Source organism: Streptococcus sp. HMSC078D09, assembly GCF_001813675.1.
GTDB lineage: Bacteria > Bacillota > Bacilli > Lactobacillales > Streptococcaceae > Streptococcus.
This window is the reverse complement of record NZ_KV813663.1, coordinates 47,519-64,124: the sequence shown is the minus strand read 5'-3', so window position 1 is coordinate 64,124 and position 16,606 is coordinate 47,519. Positions and strand designations below refer to the sequence as shown.

Genomic DNA, 16,606 nt, shown 5'->3' with positions numbered 1-16,606 from the left:
TCGTTTGCTTGGACAAACGATAGTTGTGTACAGATCGGTTTTCTAGGCTGAGAAGTATCGAAAGGATGAGAATATGATATTTGATGATTTAAAAAACATCACCTTTTACAAAGGAATCCACCCCAATCTAGATCAGGCCATTGACTTTCTCTATGAGCATCGGAAGGATTCTTTTGAATTGGGGAGATACGATATTGATGGGGATAAGGTCTTTCTCGTCGTTCAAGAAAATACCCTCAACAAAACAGAAAATGATCGCTTTGAACACCACAAAAGATATGCCGATTTGCATTTATTGGTAGAAGGGCATGAATTTTCGAGTTATGGATCTCGTGTGACAGGTGAGGCTATCGCATTTGATGAAGTATCGGACATCGGTTTTGTCCATTGCCAGGAGTCTTATCCGCTTCATCTAGGCTATCATAATTTTGCGATTTTCTTTCCAGGGGAGCCTCACCAGCCCAATGGCTATGCAGGGCAAGAAGATATCGTGAAAAAATATCTATTTAAAATTGCGATCGATTGATCACGTTAGAAAGGAGTGCCTATGTCATCTAAGGGTGCAGGATTGATCAAAACCGTTTTTAACACGGACAATGTAGTGATGCGTATCAGTGAGAAGGTCCTCGACTTGGTAACTGTTAATCTTTTATTTGTGCTAAGTTGTTTACCAGTTCTCACGATTGGAATTGCGAAAATTAGTTTGTATCAGACCTTATTTGCCATTAAGCACCAGCGTCGTGTTCCGGTGATTCGTAGTTATGCGAAGGCTTTTCGGGACAATTGGAAAATAGGCTTACAACTAGGAAGTTTAGAACTGATTGTTGCAGGTATTTGTCTCTTTGATTTATTCTTATTTTGGGGGCAAACTTCCCTAGCTTTCCAAGCTTTGAAAACCATTTGTTTAGGCCTCTTTCTCTTTCTTGTGTTGATCTTATTGGCTGCTTATCCTATTGCGGCCCGCTACCAATTGGATTGGAAAGAGTGTTTGCAAAAAGCCATGATTGTGACAGGCTTGCATTTTCCTTGGTTCTTTGTCATGGGAAGTGCTCTCTTGCTTCTATGTATGGCTCTTGCAAGCTCGGTTTTAGCTTTCCTATTGGGGCTTATGATCTTTTTCTTGTTCGGCTTTTCAAGCTTGGCTTTTGCACAAGTTGGATTAATGGAAAAGATTTTCGCCCAGTACCAAGAATAAAATGAATTCATTAGTGACAAAAGGAGAAAAAATGTCAGATTTAAAAAAATATGAAGGAGTCATCCCCGCTTTTTACGCCTGCTATGATGACCAAGGAGAAATTAGCCCGGAGCGGGTACGTGCGCTGGTAGAATATTTTATCGCGAAAGGTGTGCAGGGCTTGTATGTCAACGGATCTTCCGGCGAATGTATCTACCAGAGCGTGGCCGATCGCAAGCTGATCTTGGAAGAAGTCATGGCAGTAGCTAAAGGAAAATTGACCATCATTGCTCACGTAGCCTGCAACAACACCAAGGATAGCGTGGAATTGGCACGACATGCAGAAGAACTAGGAGTGGATGCCATTGCGGCCATTCCGCCGATCTATTTCCGCTTGCCAGAATACAGTGTTGCCCACTACTGGAATGAAATCAGTGCAGCCGCACCCAATACAGACTTTGTCATCTATAATATCCCGCAATTGGCAGGGGTCGCTTTGACACCGAGCCTTTACAAGGAAATGTTGAAAAACCCACGGGTGATTGGGGTCAAGAATTCTTCGATGCCTGTTCAGGACATTCAAACCTTTGCTTCTTTAGGAGGCGATGACCATATCGTCTTTAATGGTCCAGATGAACAATTCTTAGGTGGCCGTCTCATGGGAGCGCATGCTGGAATCGGTGGCACCTATGGTGCGATGCCAGAACTTTTCTTGAAGCTCAATCAGCTGATTGCTGAGAAAGACTTGGAGACTGCGCGTGCCTTGCAGTTTGCCATCAATGACATTATTGGAGTCTTGACATCTGCTCATGGCAATATGTATGCGGTCATCAAAGCGGTTTTGCGCATTAATGAAGGTTTGGACATGGGATCTGTTCGCTCCCCTTTGACGCCAGTAGTAGAAGCGGATCAAGAAGTGATTCAACGTGCTGCTCAACTCATTCAGGACACAAAAGCCAGATTCCTTTAATCAAAGGAGGTCTAGATGAATCCATATGTTGTAATTGATATCGGAGGGACCAGTATCAAGTATGGTCTAGCCGATGCAAAAGGGCAACTCCTAGAGACCCATGAAATGCCAACGGAGGCCCAAAAAGGAGGACCTCACATTCTTAACACAACAAAGGAAATCGTAGCCCGTTATTTGAAGAAGCATCCCTTGGCAGGGGTTGCGATTTCTTCGGCCGGAATGGTAGATCCTGATAAGGGAGAAATCTTTTATGCAGGCCCACAAATTCCCAACTATGCAGGCACCCAATTCAAAAAGGAAATCGAAGAGACCTTTCAGATCCCTTGCGAGATCGAAAATGATGTCAACTGTGCCGGTCTCGCAGAGGTCACTACAGGCCATGCAAAAGGATCGAACAATGCTGTTTGCCTGACGATTGGGACAGGGATCGGTGGTTGCCTCTTGCTTGATGGTCAGGTCTTTCATGGTTTTAGCAATTCAGCCTGTGAAGTTGGCTATCTTCATTTGCCAGACGGTGCCTTTCAGGATCTAGCTTCAACGACGGCTTTGGTCGAGTACGTGGCAGAACATCATGGTGATCCTGTGGAACAGTGGAATGGTCGCCGGATCTTCAAGCAGGCAACTGAAGGAGATAAGATCTGTATGGCTGGAATTGATCGGATGGTGGCCTATCTCGGAAAAGGACTGGCCAATATCGCCTATGTGGTCAATCCAGAGGTCATCGTTCTTGGAGGGGGGATTATGGCTCAGGAAGCCATCCTCAAGCCAAAAATCTATCAAGCCCTGTGTGCCGAATTGGTTCCTAGCCTAGCAGATAAGATCCGTTTGGAATTTGCCCACCATCAAAACGCCGCAGGTATGTTGGGGGCTTACTATCACTTTAGACAAAAACATGAAACATAAAACAAGTCGCGTTGGCGACTTGTTTTTGATTCATCAAAAAAAGCATGAAAGATGAAGAAAGCCTGATCTTTCATGCTTTTTAAATAGGGAGACCATATTAGGATTTTCGAGAACGTTGACTAGAAAGCTTTTTGTTTTCCCAGTAGCTATTAAAGACAATTTCCTTTTGTTCTCGGCTTTTATTAAGGAAATGAGCATAGATCAAATCGACCACAATGAGGAGTGGTAAAATTGCGGAAATTCGATCGATATAGGTACTACTAGGAAGAGGTGCGGCCGGTAACACTTCTGTGAATCCTTGGTGGATGGCGGCCGGGTTAGCCGTCACAAGAACCGTTTTAGCCCCTTTTTCTTTGGCGTCCAGGAGACTGTCTGTAATGGAGTTGGTGCCTCCTGACAATGAGAAACCGATGACTAAACAAGAGGAATCGAGAATACTGGTCGTCCAAGCAAAGCCATCTTGATCAGTCAAGGCTTCACAAACGACGCCCAGTCGCATAAAGCGCAATTTCATTTCTCGAGCAACTAAACCGGAACTACCGATCCCGAAGAAATAGACTCGGTCTACTTGATCGATTAGTTCAGCTACCCGATCTAATTGAGAATCTTTTACCAGACTTTCAGTGACGTTACTGATATGGTGGTAGCGTTGCAAGACGCTCAGCGTCAGCTCGTCATGCTCTTGCACCTGTTTTTGATTTTTGGTTTCTTCGTTAAAGTGATAGACAAATTCCCGATAGCCGGAAAAACCACATTTTTGAGAGAAACGCGTCAAAGCTGCCTTTGAGACATGGAGTAACTCAGTTACACGAGAAGAGGACAGGGAGTGCTGTCGTGCTTCGGATGATAAAAAATATTGGGCAATGTCGCGTTCCATATCCGTTAACTCAGCTTCATGGCTGGCGATAATGGCGCGTAAATCTTGATCTTGTTTCACAGCAATCCTCCTTTCTCACGAGATGAAATAACAGGATACTCCTATAATATATTACACATTATAACATGGGTAACCGCTTTATTCAAGTAAAAGAAATCAAGAAATACTGAAACTAGGAACAGGATATGCGAAAAGAAGAGAACGCTACCAATCTTGGCAGTAGGGGCTTGCTGGCTGTCCAAAATTTTCTGAAAATTCCCGGTTGGGCCTGAACAAACGATATGAATTGTGGTATAATTTAAGATAATTGTACTGTTGTTGGAAGAACAATAGTTGAATAAGGAGGTGTGACGATGTCGAATGCAACACTCGAGATGATGCAAGAGATCGAGCAAGCTGCTCAGGGCGTGATCGTAGGCTATGAAGCTCAAGTCGAACAAATCCGAACGGATTCGCGCGATCGCCTTGCAACAGTGGCACAGCATTACGATGAGGAAACCAAGCAATTGGTCACAGAGGCAGAAAAAAACGCCCAGGAAAAACTCGTCCGTTTAACGAAAGATCTGGAAGAAACGGTTGCGTGCAATGATGCCAGGGTACAAGAGGCGATGACCGATAAGCGAGCTGGGTTAGTTGAAGCCATTGTAGAAAAGGTGGTAGCAAGCTATGGCCGTTAGTCAGATGCAAAAACTATCCCTCATCTTGCCCAAAGATGACTTGGACAGTCTCCTACTAGCGCTACAGTCTGAGGCAAAAATCCATATTTATGACCTCAGTGAACAGGAAGAATGGCAGGCTGCCTTTGAGGCAAATACCTTGTCTCAACCCTTGACAGAGGACAATCGTCAAGCCTTGGTAGAGCTGCAAAAACGTCAAGAACAAGTTGAAAAAATGATTCAGACTCTGGAGCCTTACATGCCTGAGAAGAAGGCCCTGCAAGCTCTAAAGGAAGAACCCTTAAGCTTGTCTTTTGATGACTTGCAGGCCCATGGGATGATTCGAGACGAGGATCTCCTATTGACCAAGTTGAAACGCCAATTGCACGTGTTAGATAAGGCTCGTCAGAAGATTGCGGATGCAAAGGGAGAGATAGAGCGCTTAGAAAAATGGCGACCGTTAGAGGTGACGCCAGCTGCTCTCGCTACTTTTCACTATGTGCATGGCTTGATCGGGACCATTCCCAATAGCGATACAGACGCCGTTCGTTCTTCCTTAAAAGCTCATCCTGAGCTGAAGTTAGAAGAAGTCTTTACGTCTGAAACTGAACACGGCTATGTCATCTTGTATCGTTCGGGAGATCGTGTAGCTGTTCAGGAGCTTCTGGAAGACCATGGGTTCAAAGAATTGGACTATGAAGAAGAGCAGGTCCCGGCCGCCTACTTGGATCGCCTAGAAGGAGAAATTAAGGAGCAAGAAGCTGTAGTTGCAGCAACCCTAGCCGAGTTACAAAACTCCCAGAAGGAGTTGGACCAGCTTAAGTACCAGATGGATTACTTGCTGAGTTCGGGAGCTCGTGAGGAAGCCAAGTCGCTTCTTGCCAGCACGCAAAGCTTGGTAGCCCTAGAGGGTTGGATTGAAACCTCCCAAGTGGCCTCATTGCGAGACTTCTTGCAAGAAGGTTTTGGTTCTCGGGTCTTACTAGAGACGCGCGATGTGACGGAAAAAGATTGGGATGACGTTCCGATCCAGTTGCGAAATAATGCCTTGGTAGAGCCCTTTGAATTAGTCACAGAGATGTACGCCCTGCCTAAGTATTACGAGAAAGATCCGACACCGATCGTTTCTCTCTTCTACTTTGTTTTCTTTGGCATGATGGTCGCAGATATCGGTTATGGACTCTTGCTAACGGTAGCAACAGGGTTTGCCCTTAAAGCCTTTAAGCTCAAGCCCGGGACAGCGAAGAACCTTCGTTTCTTCAGTCTCCTCGGAATTTCAGTGGCCCTTTGGGGTGTGGTCTATGGCTCTTTCTTTGGGTTTGAGATGCCTTTTGCCCTGATCAGTACGACCAGCAATGCCATGACCATCCTGATCCTCTCAGTGGTCTTTGGTTTTATCACCGTCTTAGTGGGCCTCTTCCTAGGGGGAATGAAAAATGTCCGCCTCAAAGACTACACCGAAGCATACAATTCAGGCTTTGCTTGGGTTTTGATCCTGCTTGGCTTAATGCTGCTAGCAGTGGGCAATATCTTGCCAGGGATGAGTGTTCTGGTTCCGATTGGCAAGTGGCTAGCTATTTTGAATGCCATTGGAATCTTGATTGTTTCCATTGTCAGTGCCAAGAAGCTGTCCGGTTTAGCGTCTGGTCTCTTTAACCTCTACAATGTCAGTGGCTATGTCGGAGACTTGGTCAGCTTCACCCGTTTGATGGCCCTGGGCTTGTCTGGAGCTAGTATCGGTTCAGCCTTTAACTTGATTGTCAATCTCTTCCCACCGCTTGGACGGTTTACGGTAGGGCTTGTGCTCTTTATCGTCCTACATGCCATTAATATGTTCCTGTCCTTCTTGTCAGGATATGTGCATGGAGCCCGTTTGATCTTTGTGGAGTTCTTCGGTAAGTTCTACGAAGGAGGAGGCAAGCCATTTCGTCCTCTTAAACCTTCAGAACGCTATATTAAAACAAAAAAATAAGTATTATCTTTAATAAATAGGAGTATATTCATGGAATCTTTAGCATCATATTTTTCAGCCCATGGGGGCGCCTTCTTTGCAGCATTTGGTGTGGCGATCGCAGTCGCACTTAGTGGGATGGGATCTGCCCTTGGGGTTGGTAAAACGGGTCAAGCAGCAGCAGCGCTCTTGAAAGAACAACCCGAAAAATTTGCCCAAGCTCTGATTTTACAATTGTTGCCAGGTACACAAGGTTTGTACGGTTTCGTTATCGGGATCTTGATCTGGTTGCAAATTAAGCCAGATATGCCACTTGAAACAGGGGTTGCTTACTTCTTTACAGCTCTTCCAGTTGCGATCGTTGGTTATTTCTCAGCAAAACACCAAGGAAATGTTGCGACAGCAGGGATGCAAATCTTGGCCAAACGCCCTGAAGACATGATGAAAGGGGTTATCCTTGCGGCCATGGTTGAAACCTACGCCATCTTGGCCTTCGTTGTGTCCTTCCTATTGACCCTACGCGTCGGCTAAGAGCTAGCTTTGATGGATTCGCCTCGCGAGGCGAAAAACACAAGACGCATGCAATAGGAGAAAAACGATATGGATGAACAAACCCAATTAAAGGATTCGATCTTGGCCCAAGCCCATGAAAAAGGGCGTAAACTCTTAGAAGAGGCCAAGGAAACCATCCTAAAAGAAGAGACTGCGCAAGAAGAGCGTTTGATTCAAGATAAACTCAATCAACGCTCCGAGCAGCTCAAGCGGATTCAACGTCAATTGCAACGTGAAACCCAACAAATCGAAAATAAAAAACGCCAATCAACCCTTGTCACCAAGCAACGCGTCTTAAAGGATCTCTTTGCAGATGCTTATGAAGCGATGGTGGCTTGGCCCCTTGAAAAGGAAATGCAGTTTGTAGATGCGGTCTTAGATCGCTATCAGGGACAAGTTGTGACCCTGACCTTCGGTGCGGTGAGTGCTAGCAAATTTGATTCAGCAGCTCTCGAGAGATTGAAGCAGACGCATCAGAATGTGACAGTTGCAGATGCAACGATCCCAGCTCAAGCAGGATTTGTCTTGTCGGTTGGGAAGATTGATGACAACTATCTCTACCGTGATTTGGTGGATTCCATTTGGGAGCAAGAAAGCTACCAGATGGCAGCCAGCATTTTCACAGATGAAGAGAACTAGGAGGTTGTAATGAGCGAACGGACCTATTCTCAAGTCAATACAGGAATCAGCGTACGTGAGGCTAGTTTTGTCAGTCCCAGTCAGTTCGAGCAGTTGCTTGCAAGTCCCTCAAGCGAGAGTCGAGAAGGCTTGCTACAAGGGACGCCTTATGCTTTAGACAGCCACGAGATCAAGGATTTATCAGCCCTTGAAGCCCGCCTGATGACAGCCTTGTTGGCAGAATACCAATGGGCTTTTGAGGTAAGCCCTCAGTCAGATCTGGTTAGCCTGTTTACCTTGAAATACACCTATCATAATCTCAAGGTTTATCTAAAACACAAGGCGACAGAGCGCAAGTTAGGGCACTTATTGATCCCTATCGGTCCTTATTCTCTCGATGTGCTCGAGCATTTGGTGGCGACCTTTTCTGCGGAGCATTGTCCGGCTTTTATGGCGGAAGAAGTAGCTGCAACCTGGCAAGAATTCCAAGACTATCAGGACTTGCGGGTCCTCGAAATCGGGATGGACTTAGCTTATTTTAAACACCTGAGATACTTAGGGGACAGCCTAGATCATCCGATTCTGAAGCAGTTGGTGGACGTGACCATTGACTTTTACAATGCGATTACAGTTAAGCGGGCCTTGGATCAGCAAAAACCGCATAGCTTTATGCACCAATTACTCTCAGATGAAGGGAGCCTCAGTGCCCATCAGGTGATCGACCTGCTGGAATCGGGTCAGTGGTTGACCTGGTTTTATCAAGTCAATCCGCTAGAGTACGATCTCGCTTTAGAGACTTATGAAGAAAAGATGCGCACCGGTCAATTAAAGACCGTAGAGTTGGAGTATTTAGAAAGTTTGGTGAAATTCAGTCTTCTAGACGCTGGCCGTTTTGAAGTCGATGGACCCCTACCCCTTGTTCGTTATCTTTACGGAAAAGAGTTAGAGGTAACCAACCTTCGTTTGGTCCTCTCTGGTTTGGACAATGGTTTTCCGCTAGCAGACATCAAAGAAAGGATGAGACCGATTTATGGACAAACAGACCTATAAGATCGCCGTTGTGGGAAATCGGGACGCCATCCTTCCTTTTCGCCTGATTGGCTTTCAAACCTATCCGGTCACAGAGCCGCAAGAAGCGATCAATACCTTGCGAAAACTCAGTCGGGAAAACTTCGGGATTATCTACTTGACAGAGGATATTGCTCAGGCCATTCCAGATACAGTGGCGTTTTACGACCAGCAGCTGACACCGGCTCTGATCCTTATCCCGACCCATAGAGGGACTACAGGACTGGGCCAACAGCGGATTCGTGATAATGTCGAAAAAGCAGTAGGACAAGATATTTTATGAGAACAAATGAATTTGGCCAAACGATTGGCGATGCACTGCCGGATTTTACTCCGGGGCGTCTGCCAGCTATTGAGCGGATCGAAGGTCGCTATACCGTGATCGAGCGCCTCTCAAAAGAAAAACATGGAGCAGATCTTTATCAGGTCTACGGGCCGGACTCTCCAGCAGCGATGTGGACCTTTCTGTTCAAAGGCCCTGCCCGCAATGAAGAGGAGTGGGACCATCTATTAGATGATCTCATGACAGCCCAAGGTCGCTTTTACTATGCGATTGTAGACAAAGATTCAGGCAAGGCTTTGGGAACTTTCTCTCTCATGCGGATCGATCAAGCCAACCGGGTGATCGAAGTCGGAGCAGTGACCTACTCACCAGCGCTCCAAAAAACACGCATGGCTACGGAAGCCCAGTATTTGTTAGCGCGCTACGTGTTTGAAGATTTAGGCTACCGCCGCTATGAGTGGAAATGCGATGCCTTAAACCAAGCATCTCGCAAAGCAGCTGAGCGCTTAGGGTTTACCTATGAAGGCTGTTTCCGTCAGGCTGTTGTTTATAAAGGTCGGACCCGTGATACAGACTGGTTGTCCATCATTGACCAAGAATGGCCAGCTATCAAACAGCGGCTAGAAGCTTGGTTGGATCCAAGCAATTTCGATGCCAATGGCCAACAAAAGCAATCTCTAAGAGAGATGGCACAAAAGTAAAACAAAGAAACAAAGGATTCCCAGGAGGAATACATGACTCAAGGAAAAATTATCAAAGTTTCCGGTCCCTTGGTGGTTGCATCAGGGATGCAGGAGGCCAATATTCAAGACATTTGCCGGGTCGGCGATCTTGGTTTGATTGGCGAAATTATTGAGATGCGGCGGGATGAAGCCTCTATCCAAGTATATGAAGAAACATCTGGAGTCGGTCCAGGAGAACCAGTGGTCACAACCGGAGCTCCCCTTTCTGTTGAATTGGGACCAGGCTTGATCTCTCAGATGTTTGACGGGATCCAACGCCCCTTGGAACGCTTCCAAGAAGTGACTGCCAGTGACTTTTTGGTTCGTGGGGTGCAAGTTCCAAATCTAGATCGGGACACCAAATGGGCCTTCGAACCAAGTGTGACTGAAGGGACAGAAGTGGTCGCTGGAGACATCGTCGGTACCGTTCAAGAGACCAATATGGTGGAACACCGCATCATGGTACCCTTTGGTGTCAGTGGACGTGTGACCAAGATCGCAGCAGGTTCTTACACAGTGGAAGAGCCGGTCTATGAGATCGAGCAGGCAGATGGCAGCCTCTTTACTGGTACTTTGATGCAAAAATGGCCGGTTCGTCGAGGCCGTCCTTTTGCACAAAAACTGATTCCAGTAGAGCCTTTGGTCACCGGTCAACGGGTCATCGATACCTTCTTCCCTGTGACTAAAGGTGGAGCTGCAGCTGTTCCTGGTCCTTTCGGAGCTGGGAAAACAGTTGTGCAACACCAGGTGGCTAAGTTTGCCAATGTAGACATCGTAATTTACGTTGGTTGTGGGGAACGAGGAAATGAAATGACGGACGTTCTGAATGAATTTCCAGAATTGATCGATCCAACGACTGGTCAATCCATCATGCAACGGACTGTTCTGATCGCCAACACTTCGAACATGCCAGTAGCGGCGCGTGAAGCTTCCATCTACACAGGGATTACTATTGCCGAATACTTCCGTGATATGGGCTATTCCGTTGCCATCATGGCGGATTCTACTTCTCGTTGGGCAGAAGCTCTCCGTGAAATGTCTGGTCGTCTAGAAGAAATGCCAGGGGATGAAGGCTACCCAGCCTACCTTGGTAGCCGGATCGCTGAATACTACGAGCGTGCAGGTCGGGTCAAGACACTTGGAACCACTGCGCGTGAAGGTTCGATTACCGCCATCGGTGCCGTTTCTCCTCCAGGTGGAGATATTTCAGAGCCGGTAACGCAAAATACCTTGCGAATTGTTAAGGTCTTCTGGGGCTTAGATGCTCAATTGGCCCAACGCCGCCACTTCCCAGCCATCAACTGGTTGAGTTCTTATTCTCTTTACCAAGATGAAGTTGGTCGCTATATCGATCTACATGAACAAATCAGCTGGTCTGAAAAAGTGACCCGTGCCATGAACTTGCTTCAAAAGGAAAGTGAATTGCAAGAAATCGTTCGCCTGGTTGGTCTGGATTCCTTGTCTGAAAAGGACCGCTTGACCATGAATGCGGCCAAGATGATCCGCGAAGACTACCTGCAACAAAATGCCTTTGATGAGGTCGATACCTATACCTCTTTCAGCAAGCAGGTGGCCTTGTTGACCAACATTTTGACCTTTGACCAAGAAAGTCAAAAAGCGTTGGAATTAGGGGCCTACTTCACAGAAATCATGGAAGGAACCGTGGCCCTTCGAGACCGCATTGCCCGGAGCAAGTTCATCCATGAGGATCAGTTGGCAACCCTTCAAGCCTTGAAAGAAGAAATCGTAGAAACCCTACACCAAATCGTCGCAAAAGGAGGAGTAGACAATGAGCGTGATTAAAGAATACCGTACTGTCAGCGAAGTTGTTGGCCCCTTGATGATTGTCGATCAGGTCGAGGGGGTTCACTACAATGAACTCGTAGAAATCAAGCTCCATGACGGAACAACCCGTCAGGGACAAGTCCTCGAAGTCCAAGAAGACAAGGCCATGGTCCAGCTCTTTGAAGGGTCTAGCGGGATCAACTTGGAAAAAGCCAAGGTTCGCTTTACCGGACGTCCCCTAGAACTCCCTGTGTCTGAAGACATGGTGGGCCGCATCTTTAACGGGATGGGCAAACCGATCGACGGTGGTCCAGAGATTATACCAGAGAAGTACTTGGACATTGATGGACAAGCCATCAATCCTGTTTCGCGGGACTATCCGGATGAATTTATCCAGACAGGGATCTCAGCCATTGACCATTTGAATACCTTGGTTCGGGGCCAAAAACTCCCAGTATTCTCAGGTTCTGGTCTTCCTCACAAGGAGTTGGCGGCCCAGATTGCTCGTCAAGCGACGGTTCTTAATTCGGAAGAAAACTTCGCCGTGGTCTTTGCGGCTATGGGAATTACCTTTGAAGAAGCCGAGTTCTTTATGAACGACCTGCGGGAAACAGGGGCGATTGATCGCTCTGTCCTCTTCATCAACCTAGCCAATGACCCAGCTATCGAACGGATTGCCACTCCTCGGATCGCCTTGACTGCTGCCGAATATTTGGCTTATGAAAAAGATATGCACGTCTTGGTCATCATGACGGATATGACCAACTACTGTGAAGCCCTTCGGGAAGTATCTGCTGCCCGCCGGGAAGTTCCAGGTCGTCGGGGCTATCCAGGTTACCTCTATACTAACCTCTCAACCCTCTACGAACGTGCAGGACGCTTGGTTGGAAAGAAAGGATCTGTGACCCAAATTCCGATCCTCTCCATGCCAGAAGATGACATCACCCACCCCATCCCTGACTTGACAGGTTACATCACAGAAGGTCAGATTATCCTGTCCCGTGATCTCTACAACAGTGGTTACCGCCCACCGATCAATGTTCTTCCATCCCTTTCTCGTTTGAAGGACAAGGGTTCTGGTGAAGGCAAGACTCGGGAAGACCATGCGGCGACCATGAACCAGCTCTTTGCGGCTTACGCCCAAGGAAAACAAGCCAAAGAACTGGCTGTAGTGCTTGGGGAATCTGCCTTGTCAGATACCGACAAGCTTTATGTTAAATTTACGGACCGCTTTGAGCAGGAATACATCAACCAAGGTTTCACTACCAATCGGACGATTGAGGAAAGTTTGGATCTCGGTTGGGAACTCTTATCCATCCTTCCAAGAACAGAGCTTAAACGGATCAAGGATGAGATGATTGACAAGTATCTGCCAAACAAAGAGGATTAGCCTATGGCACGATTAAATGTAAAACCAACTCGGATGGAGCTTAATATTCTCAAAGAGCGCCTCAAGACAGCAACCCGGGGGCACAAGTTGCTCAAGGATAAGCGGGATGAACTTATGCGCCGTTTTATTGAAGCTGTGCGAGAGAATAATCGTCTGCGCCAAAAGGTGGAGGCAGCGCTGGTGGGCAATATGCAAGATTTCGTGATGGCCAAGTCCTTAGAGAGTGACCTTATGGTAGAAGAAATCTTCGCTGTACCGACTCGAGAAGTGATGCTCCATATCGAGGAAGAAAATGTCATGAGTGTGCGCGTGCCCAAGCTCCATGCCCGTATCGATAATCCATACGGAGATGATGAAGGGGACGTGGTTTATAGCTACCTCGCCTCCAACAGTCAAATGGACAGCACCATCCAAGAAATGGGGGATCTACTCCCAGATTTGCTCAAGTTAGCGGAAATCGAAAAAAGCTGCCAACTCATGGCAGATGAAATCGAGAAAACCCGCCGTCGAGTGAACGGACTCGAGTATGCGACCATCCCAGACCTCAAAGAGACTATCTATTATATCGAAATGAAACTCGAAGAAGCCGAACGCGCCAACCTCGTCAGAATCATGAAGGTAAAATAAGATACAAAGCCCGTAAAATGCAAAGTGAAAATAGGGAGCAGGACAGAAGCACTGTTGTATAGAATGCTTCGTTGTCCTGCCCCCACAAGGCTGATTAGGATTTTTCCGAGCTCTTAAAGCGAGAGAAAAATCCAATCAGCTACTGTGCCTTTGAAGTTAGTACTATTACAGTTTGCGTTTTTCACCCAGCATTTAGGGCGTGTTCAGTTATAAGATACAAAGCCGTAAAAAGCTATGTTCAATTACTTAAAAAATACAAGAACCTCATCGAGGAACCGCTCCTTGATGAGGCTTTTTTTGCGCCCTCGAACTCTTCTTCCAGGACCCTAATTTTATGTTACTAGTTTGTAACAATGTGACAAGAAAGACGAAATGTTACAAGAAAAATACAGTTTTGTTAAATAGCCAAAAAGGCCTTTTATTATTTATAAATTGTGATAAGATAGTATAGTAGTTCATTTGTTCAAGAAAATCTTGAGCAAAAAAACAAAGAAAAAAGAGGATAAAAGATGAAATTAAAAGTTAATACGAAAGCCTTGATCGCTTCAACAGTAGCTCTTGCAGTGATTCCATTTACAAAAGCCACTGCAGAAACACTTGAAGATTGGGTAGCTCGCTCAGTAGATGAAATTAAACATGATATCCAACAAAGTGGTGAAAACCAACAAACTTATACTATCAAATATGGTGATACATTGAGTTCGATCGCAGAAGCGCTTGGAATCGATGTTCATGTGTTGGCAAACTTGAACAACATCAGCAACATGGATTTGATCTACCCAGGTACTGTTTTGAAAACAACAGTAAATGATCAAAAAGAAGTAACTTCAGTTGAAATCCAAACTCCTCAAGCAGGTGCAACAGATGCAACTGTTGCAAGTGCTGACTTGACAACAAACCAAGTGACAGTTGATGACCAAACAGTCGCTGTCAACGATTTGTCTAAACCAGTAAACGAAGATAACAAAGCTGTTCCAGTAGCTCCAGCAGCGGAAACTCAAGAAGCCCCAGCGGAAGCTCCTGTAGTTGAAGTACCAGCAGCAGAAACACCAGCACAACCAGCTGTTCCAGAAACACCAAACTACGGTGCTCCAGCTGTTAATGTTGAAGTACAAAATCAAGAAGCAGCCCCAGCTGCTGCTCCTGAAGCTCCAGCAACTCCTGAAGCTCCAGCTGCTCCTCAATCTGCTCCAGTAGCAGAAGAAGCACCAGCACAACCAGCAGCAGTAGAAACTGCTGCAGCACCTGAAGTGCAACCAGTAGCATCAACTCCAACAACTGGTAATGCTATTCCAACTGATCCAAATCTTCAACCGCAAGCGGAAGCTTTCCGTCAAGAAATTGCAGCGAAATTCGGTATCACAAACATCGGTGGTTACCGTGAAGGGGATCCAGAAGACCATGGTAAAGGACTTGCAGTGGACGTGATGGTTCCAACAAATTCAGAGCTTGGAGATCAAGTTGCACAGTATGCGATTGATAACATGGACCGTGCAGGTATCTCATATATTATCTGGAAACAACAATTCTACATGCCAGTAAATAACATTTACGGACCAGCTAATACATGGAACCAAATGCCGGACCGTGGTGGAGATACAGCAAACCACAACGACCACGTACATATCTCATTTAACGGATAATAAAACATTGAACTAGGCCTAGAGCCTAGTTCTTTTTTGTGTGCACAAAAAAAGCCGGAAGACGAATCTTCCAGCCAGATATTGATTATAAAATATGATCGACCTTTTCCACTTGATAAAGGGCGATCGCCATGATAATGGTTAAGACCAGTAACATAAGAATGGCAGGTGTCCAAGAGTGGAAGAGAGATTTGCTGTAGCCGAAGAGGATGGGACCAAAGGCTGCAAAGACGTAGCCTCCTGTTTGGGCAAGACCGGAAAGTTGAGCTGTTTTTTCAGGTGTGCTGGATTTCATAGAGAAAGCTACCATGAGGTAAGGGAAGAGCGAACTAACGGAACTTCCAATCAGGGCATTTAATACCAACCAGTAGAAGAAGTTGCTAGTCGGGATTAAGAGCATGGCTACCCCCAGAATCCCTGCTCCGACAACAATCGTCAGCATCAAGCGTCGATTGCGATCGGATAACCGTGTCGTTAAACTTGGGATCGTCAAGGAGAATGGAAGACTGATCAGGGTAAACACGGAGGCCAGTAGTCCAGATTCAACCTTTGAAAGGCCAGCTTGAACAGCCATGGTCGGAAGCCAAGTCATACTTGTGTAGAAAAGCAGTGACTGCAAGCCTCCAAAAATCATGATAGCCCAAACATATTTATTGGTATACCACTTGCTACTAGATTCCGTAGTAGCCGTCTTTTTTAGATGGTGGTTGTAGCGAAGGTTAGGAATCCAGATGACCAAAGCAAGAGCACACAAGGTTGTCAAGATATTGACCAAACCTTGCCAAGAAGTGGCTTTGGTGATCGGAACGGCCACAGAAGAGGCGATCGCTGTGGACATCCCCATAGAAGTGATGTACAAAGTGGTCAGAATGCCTAGTTGGCGGGGTCTGTTCGCCTGAATCAGGCTTGGAAGCAGCACATTGAGGAAGGCGATGCCAGCTCCAATCAAGATGGTTCCCAGATAGAGGAAGGGGAGGTTGATAATCCGAATGGCAGATCCGATCGTAATCGCGATCAAAACTAGGAAAAAGAGGCGCTCAATCCCCAACTTTTTAGCAAATTGAATCGCAAAAGGTGAGAAAATGGCAAACGTGAGAAGTGGTAAGCTAGTCAATAGTCCCAGAGAGCTCACATCTACCCCCAAACCAGCAGCGATGTCAGACAAGACTGTCGGAAGCGTAGTAAATGGTGTTCGTAAAACAATCCCAAGCATAATGATGCCCGGGACGAATAGCATAGAATGTGTTTTTTTCATAAATCCTCCTCAGACAAAAATTCTCTTCATTATAACATAGATCGAGCATAAATTGGAGTATTTGTACAAATGAAGGAGAAGGACCGTAGTTCTCACTCCCATAGAAAAAGCCACCGGTTTTGGTGGCTCTTA

General features: G+C 46.2%; 17 protein-coding genes. 15 read left to right on the top strand and 2 right to left on the bottom strand.

Going from position 1 to position 16,606, the window contains the following annotated elements:
- Positions 1-73 precede the first annotated feature (73 nt).
- Genes HMPREF2926_RS04520 through HMPREF2926_RS04505 form a run of 4 tightly spaced genes read left to right on the top strand, consistent with a single transcriptional unit; the run spans position 74 to position 3,047 of the window.
- A complete protein-coding gene (locus HMPREF2926_RS04520) occupies positions 74-526 on the top strand; it encodes a NanQ anomerase/TabA/YiaL family protein (protein WP_070586620.1) in 453 nt (150 codons plus the stop codon).
- 21 nt (positions 527-547) lie between these two features.
- The gene (locus HMPREF2926_RS04515; protein ID WP_003009419.1) at positions 548-1,195 is read left to right on the top strand and encodes a DUF624 domain-containing protein; all 648 of its coding nucleotides are present in this window, start codon (positions 548-550) and stop codon (positions 1,193-1,195) included.
- A 31-nt stretch (positions 1,196-1,226) separates the two neighbouring features.
- Positions 1,227-2,144, top strand: coding sequence for a dihydrodipicolinate synthase family protein (locus HMPREF2926_RS04510; protein ID WP_070586619.1), 918 nt, complete (start codon positions 1,227-1,229; stop codon positions 2,142-2,144).
- A 15-nt stretch (positions 2,145-2,159) separates the two neighbouring features.
- Positions 2,160-3,047, top strand: a complete 888-nt coding sequence (locus HMPREF2926_RS04505; RefSeq protein ID WP_070586618.1) for an ROK family protein — start codon at positions 2,160-2,162, stop codon at positions 3,045-3,047.
- 97 nt (positions 3,048-3,144) lie between these two features.
- On the opposite strand, the gene HMPREF2926_RS04500 is transcribed toward HMPREF2926_RS04505, so the two are convergent.
- A complete protein-coding gene (locus tag HMPREF2926_RS04500; RefSeq protein WP_070586617.1) occupies positions 3,145-3,984 on the bottom strand; it encodes a MurR/RpiR family transcriptional regulator in 840 nt (279 codons plus the stop codon).
- 293 nt (positions 3,985-4,277) lie between these two features.
- Here HMPREF2926_RS04500 and HMPREF2926_RS04495 point away from each other — a divergent pair, with 293 nt between their 5' ends.
- The 11 genes from HMPREF2926_RS04495 (at position 4,278) to HMPREF2926_RS04445 (ending at position 15,219) form a co-directional block, all read left to right on the top strand.
- Positions 4,278-4,601, top strand: coding sequence for a hypothetical protein (locus HMPREF2926_RS04495; RefSeq protein WP_070586616.1), 324 nt, complete (start codon positions 4,278-4,280; stop codon positions 4,599-4,601).
- A complete protein-coding gene (locus tag HMPREF2926_RS04490; protein ID WP_070586615.1) occupies positions 4,591-6,552 on the top strand; it encodes a V-type ATP synthase subunit I in 1,962 nt (653 codons plus the stop codon). Before HMPREF2926_RS04495 ends, HMPREF2926_RS04490 begins: the two co-directional genes overlap by 11 nt.
- A 30-nt stretch (positions 6,553-6,582) precedes the next feature.
- On the top strand, positions 6,583-7,062 hold the full coding sequence (locus HMPREF2926_RS04485; RefSeq protein ID WP_003009435.1) for a V-type ATP synthase subunit K: 480 nt from the start codon (positions 6,583-6,585) through the stop codon (positions 7,060-7,062).
- Positions 7,063-7,131: 69 nt separating this feature from the next.
- A complete protein-coding gene (locus tag HMPREF2926_RS04480) occupies positions 7,132-7,722 on the top strand; it encodes a V-type ATP synthase subunit E family protein (protein ID WP_049498129.1) in 591 nt (196 codons plus the stop codon).
- Between the two features lie 9 nt (positions 7,723-7,731).
- Complete coding sequence (locus HMPREF2926_RS04475) at positions 7,732-8,751, top strand: V-type ATPase subunit (protein WP_070586614.1); 1,020 nt, start codon at positions 7,732-7,734, stop codon at positions 8,749-8,751.
- Positions 8,732-9,052: a V-type ATP synthase subunit F gene (locus tag HMPREF2926_RS04470; protein WP_003009443.1), complete on the top strand. Its 321-nt coding sequence runs from the start codon at positions 8,732-8,734 to the stop codon at positions 9,050-9,052. The genes HMPREF2926_RS04475 and HMPREF2926_RS04470 overlap by 20 nt, the downstream gene beginning before the upstream one ends.
- A complete protein-coding gene (locus HMPREF2926_RS04465) occupies positions 9,049-9,753 on the top strand; it encodes a GNAT family N-acetyltransferase (RefSeq protein ID WP_070586613.1) in 705 nt (234 codons plus the stop codon). Before HMPREF2926_RS04470 ends, HMPREF2926_RS04465 begins: the two co-directional genes overlap by 4 nt.
- A gap of 33 nt (positions 9,754-9,786) precedes the next feature.
- Entirely contained in the window at positions 9,787-11,577 is a 1,791-nt protein-coding gene (locus HMPREF2926_RS04460; RefSeq protein ID WP_070586612.1) for a V-type ATP synthase subunit A, read from the top strand.
- Positions 11,564-12,949, top strand: coding sequence for a V-type ATP synthase subunit B (locus tag HMPREF2926_RS04455; RefSeq protein WP_003002370.1), 1,386 nt, complete (start codon positions 11,564-11,566; stop codon positions 12,947-12,949). Before HMPREF2926_RS04460 ends, HMPREF2926_RS04455 begins: the two co-directional genes overlap by 14 nt.
- Positions 12,950-12,952: 3 nt before the next feature.
- Positions 12,953-13,576, top strand: a complete 624-nt coding sequence (locus tag HMPREF2926_RS04450) for a V-type ATP synthase subunit D (protein WP_003002380.1) — start codon at positions 12,953-12,955, stop codon at positions 13,574-13,576.
- A 509-nt stretch (positions 13,577-14,085) separates the two neighbouring features.
- Positions 14,086-15,219: a M23 family metallopeptidase gene (locus HMPREF2926_RS04445; protein WP_070586611.1), complete on the top strand. Its 1,134-nt coding sequence runs from the start codon at positions 14,086-14,088 to the stop codon at positions 15,217-15,219.
- A gap of 85 nt (positions 15,220-15,304) precedes the next feature.
- Here the strand turns inward: HMPREF2926_RS04445 and HMPREF2926_RS04440 are convergent, their stop codons facing one another.
- The gene (locus HMPREF2926_RS04440) at positions 15,305-16,474 is read right to left on the bottom strand and encodes a CynX/NimT family MFS transporter (RefSeq protein WP_070586610.1); all 1,170 of its coding nucleotides are present in this window, start codon (positions 16,472-16,474) and stop codon (positions 15,305-15,307) included.
- Positions 16,475-16,606 lie beyond the last annotated feature (132 nt).

What these genes read in the sequence shown, in the direction of transcription:
- HMPREF2926_RS04520 (WP_070586620.1), top strand. Translation starts at nt 74, where the DNA reads ATGATATTTGATGATTTAAAAAACATCACCTTTTACAAAGGAATCCAC.
- HMPREF2926_RS04515 (WP_003009419.1), top strand. Translation starts at nt 548, where the DNA reads ATGTCATCTAAGGGTGCAGGATTGATCAAAACCGTTTTTAACACGGAC.
- HMPREF2926_RS04510 (WP_070586619.1), top strand. Translation starts at nt 1,227, where the DNA reads ATGTCAGATTTAAAAAAATATGAAGGAGTCATCCCCGCTTTTTACGCC.
- HMPREF2926_RS04505 (WP_070586618.1), top strand. Translation starts at nt 2,160, where the DNA reads ATGAATCCATATGTTGTAATTGATATCGGAGGGACCAGTATCAAGTAT.
- HMPREF2926_RS04495 (WP_070586616.1), top strand. Translation starts at nt 4,278, where the DNA reads ATGTCGAATGCAACACTCGAGATGATGCAAGAGATCGAGCAAGCTGCT.
- HMPREF2926_RS04490 (WP_070586615.1), top strand. Translation starts at nt 4,591, where the DNA reads ATGGCCGTTAGTCAGATGCAAAAACTATCCCTCATCTTGCCCAAAGAT.
- HMPREF2926_RS04485 (WP_003009435.1), top strand. Translation starts at nt 6,583, where the DNA reads ATGGAATCTTTAGCATCATATTTTTCAGCCCATGGGGGCGCCTTCTTT.
- HMPREF2926_RS04480 (WP_049498129.1), top strand. Translation starts at nt 7,132, where the DNA reads ATGGATGAACAAACCCAATTAAAGGATTCGATCTTGGCCCAAGCCCAT.
- HMPREF2926_RS04475 (WP_070586614.1), top strand. Translation starts at nt 7,732, where the DNA reads ATGAGCGAACGGACCTATTCTCAAGTCAATACAGGAATCAGCGTACGT.
- HMPREF2926_RS04470 (WP_003009443.1), top strand. Translation starts at nt 8,732, where the DNA reads ATGGACAAACAGACCTATAAGATCGCCGTTGTGGGAAATCGGGACGCC.
- HMPREF2926_RS04465 (WP_070586613.1), top strand. Translation starts at nt 9,049, where the DNA reads ATGAGAACAAATGAATTTGGCCAAACGATTGGCGATGCACTGCCGGAT.
- HMPREF2926_RS04460 (WP_070586612.1), top strand. Translation starts at nt 9,787, where the DNA reads ATGACTCAAGGAAAAATTATCAAAGTTTCCGGTCCCTTGGTGGTTGCA.
- HMPREF2926_RS04455 (WP_003002370.1), top strand. Translation starts at nt 11,564, where the DNA reads ATGAGCGTGATTAAAGAATACCGTACTGTCAGCGAAGTTGTTGGCCCC.
- HMPREF2926_RS04450 (WP_003002380.1), top strand. Translation starts at nt 12,953, where the DNA reads ATGGCACGATTAAATGTAAAACCAACTCGGATGGAGCTTAATATTCTC.
- HMPREF2926_RS04445 (WP_070586611.1), top strand. Translation starts at nt 14,086, where the DNA reads ATGAAATTAAAAGTTAATACGAAAGCCTTGATCGCTTCAACAGTAGCT.
- HMPREF2926_RS04440 (WP_070586610.1), bottom strand. Translation starts at nt 16,474, where the DNA reads ATGAAAAAAACACATTCTATGCTATTCGTCCCGGGCATCATTATGCTT.